Origin of the sequence: Kordia sp., from assembly GCF_965283645.1 — a bacterium.
Classification (GTDB): domain Bacteria; phylum Bacteroidota; class Bacteroidia; order Flavobacteriales; family Flavobacteriaceae; genus Kordia.
The window spans coordinates 861379-876830 of the sequence record NZ_CBDIPG010000001.1 but is presented as its reverse complement, the minus strand read 5'-3'; the positions used below and the strand labels follow the sequence as shown (position 1 = coordinate 876830).

The following is a 15452-nucleotide window of genomic DNA, read 5'->3' as shown; positions in this document are numbered from 1 at the left end:
CAAGTTATGCCTAAAAAAGTACTTATTATTTCATATTATTGGCCGCCAGCCGGTGGCCCAGGTGTACAGCGTTGGTTGAAATTTGTAAAATATTTACGCAATTTCGACATTGAACCAGTTGTGTATATTCCTAAGAATCCTAATTATCCAATTGTAGATGCATCATTCTCAGACGAAATTCCGGAAGATATTACAATTCTAAAAAAGTCAATTTTTGAACCCTATTCGGTTGCAACCATTTTTTCTAAAAAGAAAACAAAAAAGATTAGCAAAGGAATTATCGCAAAAGGAAGACAAACATTTATCGAAAAGTTATTACTTTATATCCGTGGAAACTTTTTTATTCCTGATGCACGTAAATATTGGATAAAACCTTCCGTAAAGTTTTTAAAAAAATACCTTGAAGAAGAAAATATTGATTCCATCGTTACTACAGGTCCACCACATAGTTTGCATCTGATCGGACTTAGCTTGCGAAAAGAATTAGACATAAAGTGGCTTGCAGATTTTAGAGACCCTTGGACTACAATTGGATACCATTCGTCATTGAAATTGACTGATAAATCTCAACAAAAACACAAAGAGTTAGAAGCTGAAGTTTTACAAACGGCAGATATAATTGTAACGACGAGCTTTACAACAAAAGAAGAGTTTTCTAAACTCACAACACAACCTATTGAAGTTATTACGAACGGTTATGATATTGAAAAGTATGCACACAAACCGTTAAGTGAAAAATTTACAATTTCGCATATTGGTTCATTGTTATCAGAACGAAATCCTGTAATATTATGGGAAGTATTAGCAGAATTACTTCAAGAAAATAAGAATTTTGCAACTGATTTTCAATTGCAATTTGCAGGAGTTATTAGTGATGGAATTAAGCAGAAAATTAGTGAAGTTGGATTAGACGATTATACAGAATATTTTGGATATGTTTCACATCAAAAAGCGTTGGAATTGCAACGTACTTCGCGTGTGTTATTATTGATTGAAATTGATGCTGAAAAAACAAAAGGAATCATTGCAGGAAAGATATTTGAATATATGGTAGCCGAACGACCAATTATCGGACTTGGGCCAGCAGGTGCTGATATTTCAAAAATCATCAAAGAAACCAATACTGGAACGTATTTTTTATATACTGAAAAGGAACAGTTAAAAGCGCAAATTATTTCATATTATAATTTATACAAAAGACAAGAATTAAAAACGGCACCAATTGGATTGCAACAATATTCGCGCAAAGCATTAACCGAACGTTTGGCTACGTTACTTCACAATCTTACATAAAAAAACTTGCCTAATATTTTGGTAAGGAATATTAGGCAAGATCAATTTATATAACTAATTAATTAAGTTTTAACTTCTAGTTCTTGTACTTCTTTTTCGAGAGCTTTTCGCTTTTCGTTGTGAAGAACGATTTGATTTTTGTGTTACAGCTCTTCTTTGCGTACTTCTATTACTTTGTGTCGCTCTTGAATTATTTCTGCTAGAATTTCTTGTCGCTCTTGTATTGTTATTTCGAGTAGATCGTGTTGTAGTAACATTTCTATTTGTGCGAGTATTGTTACGTGTTACTGATCTTGTATTATTTCTAGTACTGTTTGATCGAACGTTGTTGTTACGAGTCGAACGTGTTGTATTGTTTTGTGCAATTCTTGTAGTATTTGTACGAACATTTCCTCTAGTAGATGTGTTTCTGTCAGTTCGTGTATTTCGTACATTATTAGTATTACGAGTGTTACGTGTTGTGTTATTTTGTCTAGTTGTACGTGTATTGTTACGCGTTGTAGTATTGTTACGTGTATTGTTTCTAGTAGAAGCCACACGTGTATTATTTCTTGTACCTCTTGTCGAACGTGTTACCGTATTTCTTCTAGTGTTATTGATAGCTAAATCATTTCTACGTGTAACTCTTCTATCATTTCTATACACATTTCTTCTTGAGTTATTTCTTGCATAACGATAAGTTCGTCCAACATTAACATATGAACGTCTGAAGTTGTTTCTATATGGAGCACAAAAAGTATAACGAATTGGCGTATAAAATTGTCTATATGGTCTGAAATTTACAAGACATAAATTTACAGATGGGCGAAAAAACCAGTTATTGTAAAACACTGTTCTTCTATTGAATCTATTTATATAACCTGCTGTATGCGAATAATATCCGAAATCATCATAAAATACATTCATATTACCAACTTGCAATAAATTTCCAAAGCTATTGTAATTTAAATTGATATTACCAATTCTGAAAACTCGTCCGTAATAGTCATAATAAATAGGAACATTTTCAACTTGAATTACCGCTCCATAATCATCATATTGTATGTACGGATTGTAGTTATAACCAGCGTTAAAACTAATGTTTAATCCGCCAGTATTGATATTGGCACTAATTCCAGGATGCAAACGATTGATAAAAAAGTCGAATTCTCCATCATTATAAACAGAAAATGTAATTCCTTGTTCAATAAACGAAAATGAATTGTTATTGAAATACGTTGCTGTTGTTGTAGTTGTTGTTGTCCGTTTTGCTTCTACTGTTGTTGCAGCGAAGAAAAAGATTCCTGTAAGTATGAATATTATTTTTCTCATGACACAAAGTTTTAATGTTGTTAAGTATAAACCAAACAACGTGCCAAAGTTTTGAAATTGATGAAAATGGAAGTAAAAAAAAGTCTTAAAATATGCAAAATAACGGATAGAAAGTACGGTTTTGCCATACTTATATGTGATTTCAAATAATTACTTTAGGCAAAAATTATAGTAGTGTTGTTTTTGGTTTTTGAAGTTATGGAGAAGATAAAATTATAGTCGTCTGACGCGATTAAAATTTTTGTAGTTTAGTTGACTCTGTCATAGATTAAAATATACGAAAACGGCGAAGAAATAGTTGGAGCGTTTTCTTTATACTATAAAATAAAACCTCGTGAAGTCAAACATTTTCACGAGGTTTTTATGTTACTATTGGTTACTGCTATTTATTGTTTTTTTAATTTTTTCTGCTTTCCTTTATTTCTGTAATAATATAAATCGTCATCATTTGCTGGAATATCATGTCCGTTTTGAAAATCATCATTAATATGAACATTTGCATGATCAATTCTACAATTACCAACTGCACATTGCGTACGTGTTGGTGTTAGTTTTACACTTCCATAGTGTCTGATGAGTCTTCCTCTACGGTTATATTTTAAGTGTAATCCACCAATTTGCTTTATTTTTCCAAATCTTTGGTGGTAACGCATGTAAATGGTTCCAATTCTTTTTACGCGTCCAATCTGGTCATAGCTGATAAATAAATTTCCAATTCTTCGTACTCTTCCGTTTCTATCATGTTCTACACGAACACCAATATTTCTTGTATTGAACCGAGTTCCTCTGGTACGAACTCTTGGAGCTCCAAAGGTTGCGTTTACAGAACTTCTTCTTGTTCTGTTAATTGCTACAGGATGTGTGTTAAAATCGAATTCTCCGTTTTGGAAAATAAAAAATTCTACACCTCGTTCTACAAACTGAATTGGTTGTGCATAACGATAGCGATTAGTTAACCCATTTTCGGTAGTTTCTAGTTGGTTGCTAGTTTCACTTGCTTGTGTAGCTGTTACACTTAGTAACAATCCTACAAATAAAAGGTAAAAGTTTTTCATAATATATACTTTTAGGGTTATGCCTACTCTTTAGCTTTTCGGCGAGCGCTATTTGCCTAAGTAAAACCAATTTGCGTGCCAAAAATGCAAGATTCTGTTTGTGAGTAATTTAGAAGTGTTTTGAGTATGTATTTTTTTGATCGATTTAAAGAAATAGTGGTAAAAATGTAACATTGAAATATAAAAATGTACAGATTAGTATACCATTTATTATTTCATTAATTTCAACGTGTAAATAGAATTTAGCATCTTTGTATGTATTGCAAAACCAACCGTAACTAAAAAATATGTCAACCGAAACCAAACACTGCTCCAATTGTGAATATCAATTGACACACTATCATAGTTTTTGTCCTAATTGCGGTCAAAAAGTAGATGACAAATTGAGTATGCGTTTACTTTTTCATAATACCATTATGAATTACTTTTCGGTAGATGCTCGATTTTTTAGAAGTTTCATTCCATTACTACTTAAACCTGGTTTTTTAGCGAAAGAGTTTGTAAAAGGAAAACGCTTATTATACTTGCATCCTGCACAGTTTTATCTATTTGCATCGATCGTGTTTTTCTTTTTGTTTTCAATTGCCACACGTTCTAGTCAGCGTGAATTTGACGATTCGCTCAAAGAAACTTTTGGGAAAGAAAAAGCAATTGTAGAAGAGGCAAATCGGGTGAGAGATTCCATTGCTAATGCTTTGGAAGTGCAAATTGCAACTATGGATGGAGAAGATAGCTTGGCTTTAGCGAAGATGAAAAACGTATTAATATCTGAAACAAACATAGGAAATGATACCTCAAAAGTTAAGAAGAATAGGAACGTAAATGGACAAGTTTTAGGATTTAATTTTGATACACAATTACTAGATTCTTTAGAGCAAAGTAACGCCAGTGTTGATGATAAGTTAAAAGCAATGGGCTATAAAGATGGTGATGGTTGGTTTTCAAGATTTTTTGGAAAACAGATCATTAAATTTAGACATAATAGAGGTGTAGGACTGTTAAAAGCTTTCTTTGACACCATTCCAATTTCTATGTTTTTCTTAATTCCAATATTTGCCTTCTTATTAAGAATTCTGTACAGAAAACGAGGACGTTTTGCACATCATATGGTATTTAGTTTTTACTATTTTGCCTTCATGTTTTTGGCTTCTAGTATCATTTTAGTTGCAAACTATATTGTAGAAATTCCTGATGTTATTGATGTTTTACTAATACTATCAACCTTTTTCTATTTAGTCATAAGTCTGAAACGTTTTTATGAGCAAGGATATATTAAAACATTTATCAAAACCTGTATCTTATCTTTTATATACTTAATTTTTGTAATTCCAGTTACGTTTGTAATGTTGTGGATTGTATCATTTTTCCTATATTAATGGTAGATAGTACTTTCGTATATCTGAACTTGATTCAGAATCTCATGATCCTAATTTTCAATAATCATGAGAAATTAAGTTAATACTGAATCTAGTTCAGTACATGGTTTGGCTTGACTAAAATTTAATTTTTGAGACTGCCTATTTTGTACAATCAAATTTTATTTGGAAAAGAAACACTACAATTTCTCTTTTAAATATTTTCCTGTAAACGAAGCTTTATTTTTTACAATTTCTTCAGGAGTGCCGTATGCAACAAGCGTTCCTCCATTTTTTCCACCGCCAGGACCTAAATCAATAATATGATCGGCGCATTTGATCAATTCAATATTATGTTCCACCACAATGATCGAATGTCCTTTTTCAATTAAGGCATCAAATGATTTTAATAGTTTTTTAATATCATGAAAATGCAATCCTGTGGTTGGTTCATCAAAAATGAACAATGCTTTTTCTTTGGTAGTTCCTTTTACCAAGAAAGATGCAAGCTTAATACGTTGCGCTTCTCCACCAGAAAGTGTAGACGAACTTTGTCCGAGTGTTACATATCCCAAACCAACATCTTGCAAAGGTTTTAGCTTACGATATATTTTTTTCTGCTCATGTTTCGTAAAGAAATCCATGGCGTCGTCAATAGTCATGGTTAAAATATCATCAATATTTTTATCTTGAAACGCAACTTCTAAAACTTCTTTCTTAAAACGTTTTCCGCCACATGTTTCACATTCCAAATGTACATCAGCCATAAACTGCATTTCAATCGTAACTTGTCCTTCACCTTTACAGGTTTCACAACGTCCGCCATCAACATTGAACGAGAAATGCTTGGTTTTGTAGTTTCTAATAGAAGAAAGCTTCTGACTTGCATACAACGCACGAATATCATCATATGCTTTAATATATGTTACCGGATTGGAACGCGAAGAACGTCCAATAGGATTTTGATCAACAAATTCAATATGTTTTACGTTGCTATATTTTCCATCTATTTTTGTGAATTGACCAGCTTTTTCTCCATATCCGCCAGTTTCTTTCAACATGGAAGGATACAGAATCTTTTTTACCAGCGAACTTTTCCCACTTCCAGAAACGCCCGTTACGACTGTTAGCATGTTTAGAGGAAAAGTGACGTCTATATTTTTGAGATTATTTTCACGTGCGCCAACAACTCTTATAAATTGATTGGAAGTTCTGCGTTTTTGAGGAACTTCAATTTTAATGGTTTTGTTGAGGTATTTTGCGGTTAGCGAATCTGCTTTCAAAATAGTTTCATAATCGCCAAAAGCAACTACATGTCCACCATGTGTTCCAGCTTCTGGACCAATATCAATAATTTCATCAGCGGCACGCATAATGTCTTCATCATGCTCAACAACAATTACGGTATTTCCTAAATCCCGTAAGGATAACAATACTTCAATTAAGCGTTCGCTGTCTTTCGGATGCAGTCCAATACTAGGTTCATCCAATATATACATAGAACCAACCAAACTACTTCCGAGTGAAGTTGCCAAGTTAATTCGTTGTGATTCTCCACCAGAAAGTGAATTCGATTTGCGGTTTAAGGTTAAATAATCCAGTCCAACATTCGTTAAAAATGCCAAACGATTTTTAATTTCTTTTAATAAACGTTTTGCTATATTTTGATCGTGTTCACTTAATTTCAATTTGTCAAAGAAAACAATCAATTCATTTAACGGTAAAACCACTAAATCCGTAATTGTTTTTCCATCAATTTTTACATAATTTGCTTCTTGGCGAAGACGTTTTCCTTCACAGGTTGCACATTTTGTTTTTCCACGATACCGTGATAACATTACACGATTCTGAATTTTATAGCTTTTTTCTTCTAAATAAGAAAAGAACTGATGCAATCCTTCAAAATATTTATTTCCTTCCCAAACTAATTTTTTATGTGTTGCGGTTAATTCAAACCAAGGTTTATGAATTGGAAAATCGAAATGATATGCATTATTTACCAATTGATCTCTGTACCAACTCATACTTTCGCCACGCCAAGGAAAAATTGCGTTTTCATATACAGAAAGTCCTGTATTTGGAATGACTAAATCTTCATCAATTCCAATTACATCACCATAACCTTCACATTTTGGGCAAGCTCCATACGGATTGTTGAAACTGAATAAATGCACATTTGGTTCGAGGAATTTCATTCCATCCAACTCAAATTTATTACTAAAATGCATGCTTTTTTGATCACTAACAGTTTCAATATTACATTCGCCTTTTCCTTCAAAGAACGCAGTTTGAATTGCATCTGCTAAGCGATTGTAGAAATCTTCATCATGCGCAACTACAATACGATCGATTACTAAAGAGAAATCTTCTGAAAAGTCTTCGTTAATTTCATCAATTCGGATAATTTCATTATTCTTTTTAATTCGTGCATATCCTTGTTGTGCTAACACTTTTATAGTATGAAAAGCGCTTCTACCTTCCGGAACAGTTACAGGAGCTAACAATAAAAGCTTGCTACGTTCTTCAAATGTTTTTACATAATTGATCACATCAGAAACAGTATGTTTTTTTACTTCTTTACCAGAAATAGGAGAGATGGTCTTTCCAATTCGTGCAAACAGCAACTTTAAATAATCATAAATTTCTGTTGTGGTTCCTACGGATGAACGCGGATTGGTAGAGTTTACTTTTTGTTCAATGGCAATTGCAGGCGCTATTCCTTTAATATAATCTACTTTTGGTTTGTGCAAACGTCCCAAAAACTGTCGAGCATAAGATGACAAGCTTTCTACATATCTTCGTTGTCCTTCTGCATATAAGGTGTCAAAAGCTAAACTTGATTTTCCAGAACCCGAAAGTCCAGTAATCACAACCAATTTATTTCGTGGAATTACCACATCAATATTTTTTAGGTTGTGCAGTTTTGCACCTTTAATAATGATGTTTTCTTTTGGATTTATAGTAGCGAGATCTTGTGTCATTGGAGAAAAAATAATTGCAAAGATACTGCTTTTAATACTTGGAATAAAATGAATTTGAGGGAAAGAATATGTAAAATAATAGTTGTACTGAGTAATATATTACTTATAAAACGAACGGTTTAACCCAATAAAAACAGCGGAAATGTTAAAATATTGGATTTTATTTGCATTTCTTTAACGATTGTCACTATATTTGGATTTATTAATTCACACTACAAAAACATCTGCGTATAGCAAAAAAGTACTTTTTAAAATTTAAATAGATTTTATCAGCCTCGATAAGTATCAAAGTATAAAAAGTATTGCTATGGAACAGATTCTGCAAGATTCAGTATTGGTATCTAATTACATTAAAGGTGACGAGTGCGCTTTAGGCACATTAATAGAACGTCATAAACAACGAATATATAGTTTTATATATTCAAAAGTTCTGGATAGAGATATTACAGAAGACGTTTTCCAAGACACTTTTATCAAAGTGATTAGAACGCTAAAAAAAGGAAATTACAATGAAGAAGGTAAATTTTTACCTTGGGTTATGCGTATATCTCACAACTTGGTGATTGATCATTTTAGAAAAAATAATAGAATGCCAAAATATGACAATAATGGTGATTTTAATATTTTTTCGGTATTAAGTGATACCGATTTAAATGCAGAGAAAAAAATCATCAAAAACCAAGTAGAACGTGACGTTCGACGCTTAGTTGATGAATTGCCAGCAGACCAAAAAGAAGTGTTATTGATGCGTATGTATCAAGATTTAAGCTTCAAAGAAATTTCAGAAAAAACTGGGGTAAGCATCAACACCGCATTGGGTAGAATGCGGTACGCTTTGATTAATTTGCGAAAAGTTATTGACAAACATAACATAGTTTTAACAAACTAATACAATAAAATAGAATTCCGTGCGTTGTATTTTAAATATAAAAACCGACGCATGGCAAAAAATTACACTAAAAGTTCATCTGAAATGAAAAAAATGTTACCTAAAAAGGATACAATTAATTTCATATTGAACTATTCTAAGGCTTTAAGTGTTATTAATTACAAAAGGATGAAGTTTGAAACGCTTCTCAACTAAACTTTGGAAAAAGACTCGTTAGCTGCGAGTCTTTTTAACTTTTAAATAATACGCATCTAATACTGACTTTCTACCAATTGTTTTGGTAATAATATCGTTGTCCAAGTTCCAACCGCGCGCTTGGCAATATTCTCGTCCGTACCATATAATTTGTAAATGTAAATCGTTCCATTTTTCTTTTGGAAACAACCGTTTTGCATCTTTTTCTGTCTGAACTACATTTTTTCCGTTTGTCAAATTCCAACGATACATCAATCTGTGAATGTGCGTATCTACCGGAAAAGCAGGAATTCCGAATGCCTGACTTATCACAACGCTTGCCGTTTTATGTCCGACAGCTGGTAATTCTTCCAACTCTTCTAAAGTTTTCGGAACTTCACCATTGTGTTTGTCAATAAGTATGTGTGACAAACCGTAAATTCCTTTTGCTTTCATTGGTGATAAACCGACAGGTTTTATAATTTCTCTAATTTCTTCTACTGAAAGTTTGATCATATCATACGGATTATCAGCTTTCGCGAATAATAACGGCGTAATTTTATTGACGCGAACATCGGTACTTTGTGCAGACATCAAAACGGCAATAAGTAAAGTATACGGATCTGTATGATCGAGTGGAACTGGAATCTCTGGATATATTTCTTCAAGTGTATCAATTACAAACTGAACCTTTTCTTGTTTGGTCATTTTTCAGTATTTTTATACAAAAATAATCAATAAATTATTGAAAGCTATGAACACTTTAAAAATAGGAGATAAAGTACCCAATTTTACCGTAAATGATCAAGATGGAAACGCAATTTCTTTATCAGATTACAAAGGAAAAAAACTAATCGTTTTCTTTTATCCAAAGGCAAGTACGCCAGGTTGTACGGCGGAAGCGTGTAACTTGAGAGACAATTATACTGAATTGCAAAGCAAAGGATTTGAATTGTTAGGTGTAAGTGCTGATTCTGAAAAAAGACAAACCAATTTTAAGAATAAATATGAATTTCCTTTTCCATTATTAGCAGATGAAAACAAAGACGTAATTGAAGCGTTTGGTGTTTGGGGAGAAAAGAAATTTATGGGGAAAACCTATGATGGAATTCACCGTAAAACATTTTTAGTCAATGAAGAAGGCGTTGTTGATCATGTGATTGATAAAGTGAAAACGAAAGCACACGCGGAGCAAATTCTGGAATTGATAGGTTAATTTCGAATTTCAGTTGTCATTCCTGTATAGGAAGGAATCTATAGTATTTTTAAAATACTTCTCGCTCGATACTAATTTGTTTCACAAATTCATTCGAAGTGACGTTTAATATATACAACAGACTTTACAATTTTGTGAAGTCTGTTTTTTTATGATTTAAATGTAGAAGTAATTTGTTTTAAAAACATTCGCAATGATGAATTATACGATATAATGAGAAGTCAATATTTTGAAAATGAAGCAATCTAAATTCTTAGTTTTAATCTTTTACTTCAATGTTATATAATCCAATTCTAATTGAAACGATTCTTGCTTTTTGTTCCCAATTAAGAAACCGAGTTCTTCCAAATAGTTTGCCGAAAAGTTACCAATGTCCAATGTGCGTCCGCGAAAACTTGGATATAAAGTATTTAGTGGAATTTCAATCGTTTCCCAATCGCCAACAGTTTGAAATGTTGTGATGTACGAATGTCTATCATCTTTGTTTTGTTTCAAACGAAATTGATACTTTTTCCCGTCACCTTTCAGGCGAATACAAACCGTTTCTTTCCCTGAAATATCGGTGTTTCCAATTCCATAACGAATAGCAGAGAAGCCACCATTATTTTCTAGCGAAACCGTTCCTTTAAAAACTCCGTGACCGTTTTCACTTAGTGTAAATGTACTTTGCGACAATCCGCCCATAACATCATCATTTACAACATACCAGTTGGAAAGATTACTGTTTGCTGTGAATTCGAATAGTTTCATTGTAGTTTTTAGGTATAAAAAAAGCTCCTCAAATGGAGCTTTTATGTGTTATTTTTTTTCTATCAATTCGTTTTCATTTTGCTCTAAATAGCCAAATAAGTTTTTCTCTTTAATGATTTCCGAAACACCATCGGGCAACATGCTTTCCCAACCTTCTTCATTGCTAGCAATCATTTTTAATACTTTTCGCGAGAAAATTTGTAAAATATCATTATCAAAATCAAAAATGTCAACCATTTTTCCGTTGTACTTAAAGAATTTATACAATTCTTTCATACGTGGATGTACTTTCATGTTGTTACTATTTACCAATTCGCCAGTTTCCTTACGTTTCATTGGATATAAGTACACTTTTAAATCTCTGTAGAATAGTTTCCCAAATGCTTCTAAAATTCCTCCACTAACATGACGATAGTATTTTTCATCAAAGATGTCAACAAGGTTATTTACGCCCATTGTCAACGCCATACGTTCTTTTGTATAGTTAGAGAAATATTCTACCAATCGGTAGTATTCTTTAAAGTTAGAAATCATCACTGTTTGACCAAGTGAACCGAGTAATTGTGCTCTGTCCATAAAATCTTGCTCATCAATTTCACCTTCCGCACGTAAGTTAGAAAGTGTAATTTCAAACAAAACAACTGTTTTTTCCTCTTCTACCTTATTCTCACGAATAAAGATATCATACGATTTTTGATACATATCCATGTTTACCTTGGTCACAGGACGAAAACTACCACGAAGTGCTAATATATTCTTCTTGTACAGCAATCGTGCAGGAAGAATATTATTTCCATCAGGACCAAAAATAACGGCTTCTGTCATTCCGTTCTTTAAGAGTTGTAAACTCATTAAACGGTTATCAACAGCTTCAAATTGCGGTCCGGAAAAATTAATTGTATCAATCTCAATTTTATCTTTATCAATGTGATCGTATAGATATTTTAGAAGATTTTTTGGATTGTTGTATTTATAAAAAGCACCGTGAATTAGGTTAACTCCCATAATTCCCAATGTTTCTTGTTGCAATTTCGCATCATTTTCTTGAAAACGTACATGCAAGATAATTTCGTTGTATTCTTGTTCAGGATCAATTTGATATTTGATTCCTAACCAACCATGACCTTTGTATTTTTTAGCAAAATCAATAGTTGCTACCGTATTTGCAAAGCAGAAAAACATTTTATCAGGATGTTTTTCACGCGTAATACGATCTTCCAACAATGTCATTTCATGAGAAAGCATTTTCTTTAAACGCGCTTCTGTTACATAACGTCGATCATTTTCAACACCATAAATAGCGTCACTAAAATCTTTGTCATATGCACTCATTGCTTTTGCAATAGTTCCTGATGCACCTCCAGATCTGAAAAAATGACGAACAGTTTCTTGTCCAGCTCCAATTTCAGCAAAAGTACCATAGATTTGGCTGTTTAAGTTAATTCGTAACGCTTTCGCTTTAATGGAAGGTACGTTTTCTAAGTTTGGATCACCTTTATAGACAATAGCCATGAGTAGTTTGAATTTGTTTGTTACAAAAATAAACAATACTTATTTTTTTGAATGTATTATTTCGGCTTTTTTGTTAAATAATAAGTTAAATTTGAATAATGATCGATAAACGGGAAGCATATAACTAAAAAAACACTTGATTTTTAACAAATTACCAATTTTATGATGACAGTTACATTTCTCGGAACGGGAACTTCACAAGGTATTCCTATTATTGGAAGCAATCATCCTGTGTGTTTGAGTGATGATTTTCGCGATAAACGCTTGCGTGTTTCGGTGTTGATTTCTTGGGAAAATGCAACGTATGTGATTGATTGTGGACCCGATTTTCGACAGCAAATGTTACGCGCCAATTGTAGTTATATTGACGGAATTCTGTTTACACACGAACACGCCGATCATACCGCAGGATTGGACGATATACGACCGTTTTATTTCCGTCAAGGAGATATTGATACGTATGCACATAAACGTGTTTTTGGAGAATTAGAAAGGCGTTTTGATTATATTTTTGCGACAGAAAACAAGTATCCAGGTGCACCAGGTGTTATAAAGCATGAAGTTGTAAATCATGAATCATTTAATTTAAAAGGAGTTACAATAACGCCCATCAATGCATTTCATTACAAATTACAAGTTTTTGGATATCGTTTTAGTGATTTTGCATATTTGACAGATGTAAAAACAATAGAACCTGCTGAAAGAGCCAAATTGAAAGGATTGAAAGTTTTAGTAATCAATGCATTGCGAATTCAAGAGCATATTTCACATTTTTCACTACAAGAAGCCTTGGAGTTTATTGAAGACATTCAGCCAGAAAAAGCATATTTAACCCATATCAGTCATTTATTAGGTTTTCATGCAGAAGTTTCCAAAACATTGCCAGAAAACGTATTTTTGGCGTACGATACACTTACAATTAACGTTATCTAACTAACGATTAAAAAAATAGCATTCATTATGACAAAGAGAATCTTAGGATACGCACTTATTTTTGTGATTTTACTAGCATTATATCAGTATGTAAATACAAATAGAATGTATGAAAAAATGAACGAAAAAATAGAAAAGTTACGTACAGAACGTGATGACATGTCAGCACAGATAGAAGTTAAAAGAGATTCTATAGATGTCTTAATTAATGAAAATATAGATTTAAGTTATTTTACATTGAGGCACAACGCAGAAGCATTGGAATATTTTGAAAAATATCAGTTTACAGATGATTTAGCACAATACATTGAAGATGTTATTTACGATAAAAACTCAACTAAAAATGATAATCCATTAGTTCCATTTTCAGGAATGGATGGTGTTTTTGTCGTCGATAAAGTAAAAGTAATTAACCATAAATGGGCTTTATGTAGCTTTACTGATGGTGGTTATTGGGGCGAAATGATTTTGAGTTACGAAATTGACAAAGACAAAAACTTAACTTTTGAGACGGTTGCTGAATTGTTGTATAATAAGTACACAAAGTAGACCGCTTTACTGTTAGCTGTTAGATTTTTTGATTGCAAATTTTCGTTCGTCATACTGAACTTGATTCAATATCGCATCTTAGATAATTTTATTAGTAAGGATTCATGAAAATTCTCAATAATAACCATTGTAAACTAATTAAATTCACTTCTCCAATCAAGTTTTGAACGAATAGAAATTTTGTGGCACAACGCCATGTCCAGAATGAAGTTTCTCGATTCAAACAGACTTCTCTTACTTGTTCTACAAAAGTAGTTGTAGACACTTATTTGGAGCAGAAATTAATCTTCTATAAAAAAATTGGCACATCTTAGGTTGTTTATCAAACTCTTGTTTTTTTTCAAAAATGACGAAGAACCAACATCATCTGAACATTAGAATACAAATATAATTAATATTGAAACTTGAATTATATTTTCTAATCTTTTTGATAAAATAACAACTAGACTATAAATTATTGTGTTATTTTTCGTTCTTTTGTGCTACTATTTTTAATTCTAAAGATTATGAAAGTAAGTAAATTAAAACACTTATTCTGGTTTTTACCCTTTGTTTTATGTAGTTGTTTTGCATTTTCTCAAACCACTATTATTACCAACGCAGATTCATATACTTGGGATACAAACCCAACATTAAATTACGGTGACAAAAGATTAATAACTAGTAGCGATACAGATAACACTACACACAATCGGGAGGTATATTTAAAGTTTAACCTAAGTTCAGTATCTACCGTGTTTTCTGCAAAAGTTGTATTAACTTTAGAAAGCTCTATACCAACAACTAGAAGTTATACGGCATATTTGGTAAATGATTCATGGACAGAGAATACCATTAGATGGAATAATGCGCCTGCTGTTATTGGAACATCAATAGCTTCTGGTAATCATGTTGGAAACATAATAGAATTTGATATTTCTACTGAAGTTGTTAGTCATGTATCGAATGGTGATGATACAATTTCAATTAAAATTATTTCTACTCAAGAAGATTTACCGAGTTTTATTTTTAGTAGAGATACTGCACCATCAGATAGTGTAAAACCAAAATTAATAATAGATGAAGCAACATTATCTTTGAGTGATGAAGCAAGTAAAAATAATGACAAAGTTTCTGTATATCCTAACCCAACAACAAATGCTATTTATATAAAAGGTGTAGCCAATACAGATACAACTATATCTGTTTATAACACCATCGGACAATTGTTAAAGCATGAACAATTTAATACAACGTTAGATTTGAGTACTTTTAAAGCAGGAATTTATTATGTAAAAGTTTTAAGTGCTTTAGAACAAAAAACATTTAGGGTAATTAAAAAATAGCTAGGTTCTCAATAAAATTGTTACACTTTTCAACAGTTTTAATACTCAATGGCATAACAATATCGTTTTCAATGTTTTCTTGCTTTACAAACAAAGTTGCAATCTTTAC

Annotated in this window: 13 protein-coding genes; 7 read left to right on the top strand and 6 right to left on the bottom strand. The window is 32.2% G+C overall.

Annotated features, from left to right (window positions below):
- The first annotated feature begins 6 nt into the window (after positions 1 to 6).
- The gene (locus ACQ654_RS03570) at positions 7 to 1293 is read left to right on the top strand and encodes a glycosyltransferase family 4 protein (protein WP_430408942.1); all 1287 of its coding nucleotides are present in this window, start codon (positions 7 to 9) and stop codon (positions 1291 to 1293) included.
- Between the two features lie 69 nt (positions 1294 to 1362).
- Here ACQ654_RS03570 and ACQ654_RS03565 read toward each other — a convergent pair whose 3' ends face one another.
- Complete coding sequence (locus ACQ654_RS03565; RefSeq protein WP_430408941.1) at positions 1363 to 2604, bottom strand: hypothetical protein; 1242 nt, start codon at positions 2602 to 2604, stop codon at positions 1363 to 1365.
- A 386-nt stretch (positions 2605 to 2990) separates the two neighbouring features.
- Entirely contained in the window at positions 2991 to 3659 is a 669-nt protein-coding gene (locus ACQ654_RS03560) for a hypothetical protein (RefSeq protein ID WP_430408940.1), read from the bottom strand.
- Positions 3660 to 3946: 287 nt separating this feature from the next.
- Between ACQ654_RS03560 and ACQ654_RS03555 the strand changes: the two genes are divergently transcribed.
- On the top strand, positions 3947 to 5035 hold the full coding sequence (locus tag ACQ654_RS03555; RefSeq protein WP_430408939.1) for a DUF3667 domain-containing protein: 1089 nt from the start codon (positions 3947 to 3949) through the stop codon (positions 5033 to 5035).
- 179 nt (positions 5036 to 5214) lie between these two features.
- Here the strand turns inward: ACQ654_RS03555 and uvrA are convergent, their stop codons facing one another.
- Positions 5215 to 7995 (bottom strand): excinuclease ABC subunit UvrA, encoded by a 2781-nt coding sequence (gene uvrA / locus ACQ654_RS03550; protein ID WP_430408938.1) that lies wholly within the window; start codon positions 7993 to 7995, stop codon positions 5215 to 5217.
- Positions 7996 to 8302: 307 nt separating this feature from the next.
- On the opposite strand from uvrA, the gene ACQ654_RS03545 reads away from it, so the two are divergent.
- Positions 8303 to 8884: an RNA polymerase sigma factor gene (locus tag ACQ654_RS03545; protein ID WP_430408937.1), complete on the top strand. Its 582-nt coding sequence runs from the start codon at positions 8303 to 8305 to the stop codon at positions 8882 to 8884.
- 213 nt (positions 8885 to 9097) lie between these two features.
- Here the strand turns inward: ACQ654_RS03545 and nth are convergent, their stop codons facing one another.
- Positions 9098 to 9766, bottom strand: coding sequence for an endonuclease III (gene nth / locus ACQ654_RS03540; protein ID WP_430408936.1), 669 nt, complete (start codon positions 9764 to 9766; stop codon positions 9098 to 9100).
- Between the two features lie 46 nt (positions 9767 to 9812).
- Between nth and bcp the strand changes: the two genes are divergently transcribed.
- A complete protein-coding gene (gene bcp / locus ACQ654_RS03535; RefSeq protein WP_430408935.1) occupies positions 9813 to 10274 on the top strand; it encodes a thioredoxin-dependent thiol peroxidase in 462 nt (153 codons plus the stop codon).
- A 267-nt stretch (positions 10275 to 10541) separates the two neighbouring features.
- Here the strand turns inward: bcp and ACQ654_RS03530 are convergent, their stop codons facing one another.
- Both ACQ654_RS03530 and ACQ654_RS03525 read right to left on the bottom strand, forming a co-directional pair.
- Positions 10542 to 11024: a CIA30 family protein gene (locus tag ACQ654_RS03530; RefSeq protein ID WP_430408934.1), complete on the bottom strand. Its 483-nt coding sequence runs from the start codon at positions 11022 to 11024 to the stop codon at positions 10542 to 10544.
- 48 nt (positions 11025 to 11072) lie between these two features.
- Entirely contained in the window at positions 11073 to 12536 is a 1464-nt protein-coding gene (locus ACQ654_RS03525; protein WP_430408933.1) for a TonB-dependent receptor, read from the bottom strand.
- Between the two features lie 165 nt (positions 12537 to 12701).
- Here ACQ654_RS03525 and ACQ654_RS03520 point away from each other — a divergent pair, with 165 nt between their 5' ends.
- From ACQ654_RS03520 to ACQ654_RS03510, 3 genes are all read left to right on the top strand, one after another.
- Positions 12702 to 13469: an MBL fold metallo-hydrolase gene (locus tag ACQ654_RS03520; RefSeq protein ID WP_430412996.1), complete on the top strand. Its 768-nt coding sequence runs from the start codon at positions 12702 to 12704 to the stop codon at positions 13467 to 13469.
- 27 nt (positions 13470 to 13496) lie between these two features.
- The gene (locus tag ACQ654_RS03515) at positions 13497 to 14018 is read left to right on the top strand and encodes a hydrolase (RefSeq protein WP_430408932.1); all 522 of its coding nucleotides are present in this window, start codon (positions 13497 to 13499) and stop codon (positions 14016 to 14018) included.
- Between the two features lie 506 nt (positions 14019 to 14524).
- Positions 14525 to 15343: a DUF7594 domain-containing protein gene (locus tag ACQ654_RS03510; protein ID WP_430408931.1), complete on the top strand. Its 819-nt coding sequence runs from the start codon at positions 14525 to 14527 to the stop codon at positions 15341 to 15343.
- Positions 15344 to 15452 lie beyond the last annotated feature (109 nt).

Bases quoted from the DNA above. Each gene is read 5' to 3' on its own strand.
- ACQ654_RS03560 (WP_430408940.1), bottom strand. From the start codon at position 3,659: ATGAAAAACTTTTACCTTTTATTTGTAGGATTGTTACTAAGTGTAACA.
- ACQ654_RS03520 (WP_430412996.1), top strand. From the start codon at position 12,702: ATGACAGTTACATTTCTCGGAACGGGAACTTCACAAGGTATTCCTATT.
- ACQ654_RS03570 (WP_430408942.1), top strand. From the start codon at position 7: ATGCCTAAAAAAGTACTTATTATTTCATATTATTGGCCGCCAGCCGGT.
- nth (WP_430408936.1), bottom strand. From the start codon at position 9,766: ATGACCAAACAAGAAAAGGTTCAGTTTGTAATTGATACACTTGAAGAA.
- ACQ654_RS03555 (WP_430408939.1), top strand. From the start codon at position 3,947: ATGTCAACCGAAACCAAACACTGCTCCAATTGTGAATATCAATTGACA.
- ACQ654_RS03510 (WP_430408931.1), top strand. From the start codon at position 14,525: ATGAAAGTAAGTAAATTAAAACACTTATTCTGGTTTTTACCCTTTGTT.
- bcp (WP_430408935.1), top strand. From the start codon at position 9,813: ATGAACACTTTAAAAATAGGAGATAAAGTACCCAATTTTACCGTAAAT.
- ACQ654_RS03525 (WP_430408933.1), bottom strand. From the start codon at position 12,536: ATGGCTATTGTCTATAAAGGTGATCCAAACTTAGAAAACGTACCTTCC.
- uvrA (WP_430408938.1), bottom strand. From the start codon at position 7,995: ATGACACAAGATCTCGCTACTATAAATCCAAAAGAAAACATCATTATT.
- ACQ654_RS03565 (WP_430408941.1), bottom strand. From the start codon at position 2,604: ATGAGAAAAATAATATTCATACTTACAGGAATCTTTTTCTTCGCTGCA.
- ACQ654_RS03545 (WP_430408937.1), top strand. From the start codon at position 8,303: ATGGAACAGATTCTGCAAGATTCAGTATTGGTATCTAATTACATTAAA.
- ACQ654_RS03530 (WP_430408934.1), bottom strand. From the start codon at position 11,024: ATGAAACTATTCGAATTCACAGCAAACAGTAATCTTTCCAACTGGTAT.
- ACQ654_RS03515 (WP_430408932.1), top strand. From the start codon at position 13,497: ATGACAAAGAGAATCTTAGGATACGCACTTATTTTTGTGATTTTACTA.